The organism is Streptomyces sp. DvalAA-14, from assembly GCF_900091855.1.
Classification (GTDB): domain Bacteria; phylum Actinomycetota; class Actinomycetes; order Streptomycetales; family Streptomycetaceae; genus Actinacidiphila.
Genome location: NZ_FMCH01000622.1, coordinates 1 through 2019, shown reverse-complemented (window position 1 = coordinate 2019; position 2019 = coordinate 1). Strand labels below are relative to the sequence as shown.

3 protein-coding genes are annotated in these 2019 nt (G+C 72.7%); all 3 read right to left on the bottom strand.

What is annotated here, in order from left to right:
• Positions 1–220 (bottom strand): phosphatase PAP2 family protein (locus GA0115240_RS33120; RefSeq protein WP_141709052.1); only part of this gene is annotated, 220 nt, incomplete at its 3' end.
• A gap of 448 nt (positions 221–668) precedes the next feature.
• Positions 669–1673 (bottom strand): aldo/keto reductase family protein, encoded by a 1005-nt coding sequence (locus GA0115240_RS33110; protein WP_093742543.1) that lies wholly within the window; start codon positions 1671–1673, stop codon positions 669–671.
• 42 nt (positions 1674–1715) lie between these two features.
• On the bottom strand, positions 1716–2019 hold a 304-nt coding region (locus tag GA0115240_RS33105), incomplete at its 5' end, for a discoidin domain-containing protein (protein WP_141709051.1).

Genomic DNA, 2019 nt, shown 5'->3' with positions numbered 1-2019 from the left:
GGTCCAGAAAGGCGGTCAGCGGCGGCAGGGTGAGGCCGAGCCAGAGCGCGGCCAGCAGCCAGCCGGCCAGCACGTCGCTCGGCCAGTGCACGCCCAGATAGACCCGCGAGCAGCCCACCGCCACCGCGACCGCCGCGCCCAGCCCCGCCAGGATCCGCCCCGCCCCGCCCGGCAGGGCCCGCAGCAGCCCCCAGCCCGAGCAGGCCCGCGGCCATCGCACTGGACGTGGTGTGGCCCGAGGGGAAAGAGCTGCCCGAGACCCGCACCGCCCACTGCGCGGCCGGCGGTCGGGGGCGGTCGGCGGCGTTCATCACCGCGCCCCGCAGCGCCTGGCCGGCGAGGAACACCAGCTCCGCGAGGACGGCGGCCACCAGCCGGCGCCGGGCCGGGGAGCGGCCGGCCAGCCAGCCGCCGAGGGCCGCCGCCAACGGCGTGAACGGCCCGGCGCCGGCGTCGGTCACATAGCGGACCGCGGTGGCCGTGGTGTGCGTCCGGTGCGCCAGCGACCAACGGTGCGGACCGGTGTCGAAGGGGTACGGAACGCCGGACCGGCTGAGCACCACCGACGCCACCGCGGCGAAGGCCAGCGCGAGCCCGGCCGGGAGCAGCAGCCGATGCCGCCGGACTCCGGCCGACCCGGCTGCCACCCTGCGAAGCACGGACCGAGCCTACGGCCGCTGCGTCGGAACGTTGTCGTGGACGCGCTTGGCGTCGGTGACCGCGACCGGCTCCAGGATCTCCTCGATCCGCGCCATCAGCTCCGCCTCCAGGCGTACCCCGGCGGCCTTCGCGTTCTCGGCCACCTGCTCGGGGCGGGAGGCGCCGATGATCGCCGCCGACACGTTCGGGTTCTGCAGCACCCAGGCCACGGCCAGCTGCGCCGGCGACAGGCCGGCCTCGGCGGCCAGCGGCTGGAGCTGCTGCACCCGCTCCAGCAGGTCGTCCCGCAGGAAGCGGCCGATCATGTTCGCGCCGCCCTTGTCGTCGGTGGCCCGCGATCCGTCCGGCGGCTGCTGGCCCGGCTTGTACTTGCCGGTCAGCACGCCCTGCGCGATGGGGGAGAACACCACCTGGCCGAGGCCCAGTTCCTCACAGGTGGGCACGACCTCGCCCTCGATGATCCGCCACAGCGCCGAGTACTGGGGCTGGTTGGACACCAGCTGGACGCGCAGTTCCCGGGCCAGGGCGTGGGCCCGGCGTATCTGGTCGGCGGTCCACTCCGAGACACCTATGTAGTGCGCCTTGCCGGCGTGCACGACGTCGGCGAACGCCTCCATCGTCTCCTCCAGCGGCGTGAACCGGTCGAAGCGGTGCGCCTGGTACACGTCCACGTAGTCCGTCTGCAGCCGCCGCAGCGAGCCGTTGATGGACTCCATGATGTGCTTGCGCGACAGGCCCCGGTCGTTGCGACCGGGGCCTGTCGGCCAGAAGACCTTGGTGAGGATCTCCAGACCTTCACGGCGCTCACCCTTCAGCGCCCGGCCCAGGACCGACTCGGCGCGGGTCCCCGCGTAGGTGTCGGCGGTGTCGAAGGTGGTGATGCCCGCTTCCAGCGCGGCACCGACACACGCGGTGGCCGCGTCCTCCTCCACCTGCGAGCCGTGGGTGAGCCAGTTTCCGTAGGCGATTTCACTGATGATCAGGCCGCTGCGGCCGAGGTGACGGTAGTCCATGGTGTCCGACTCTAGATCGTCACCCCGGCGCGGAGCGAGAGGTCAGGAGGCGTATGCCTCCAGCTCGGAGAGCTGGCCGGCGGGCCAGCCGGTGTTTGCGGTGAAGGTGAGCCGGAGGTAGCGGGTGGACGTGGGGGTCAGGCCGACGGTGACGGTGTCGGCGCTGCCGGGGTCGAAGGTGTAACCGGCCGACGCCTTCAAGGTGGTGTAGCTGCTGTTGTTCGTCGAACCCAGTACCGAGAGGTTCTCGGTGCGGGCGCCCCAGCCCGCGGGGAGCTTCAGCACCAGCCGGCCGACGGTCTTGGCCGAACCGAGGTCCACCGTCAGCGACTGCGGGAAGGCGTTG

Coding starts and splice junctions, on each gene's coding strand:
- GA0115240_RS33110 (WP_093742543.1), bottom strand. CDS start 1,673: ATGGACTACCGTCACCTCGGCCGCAGCGGCCTGATCATCAGTGAAATC.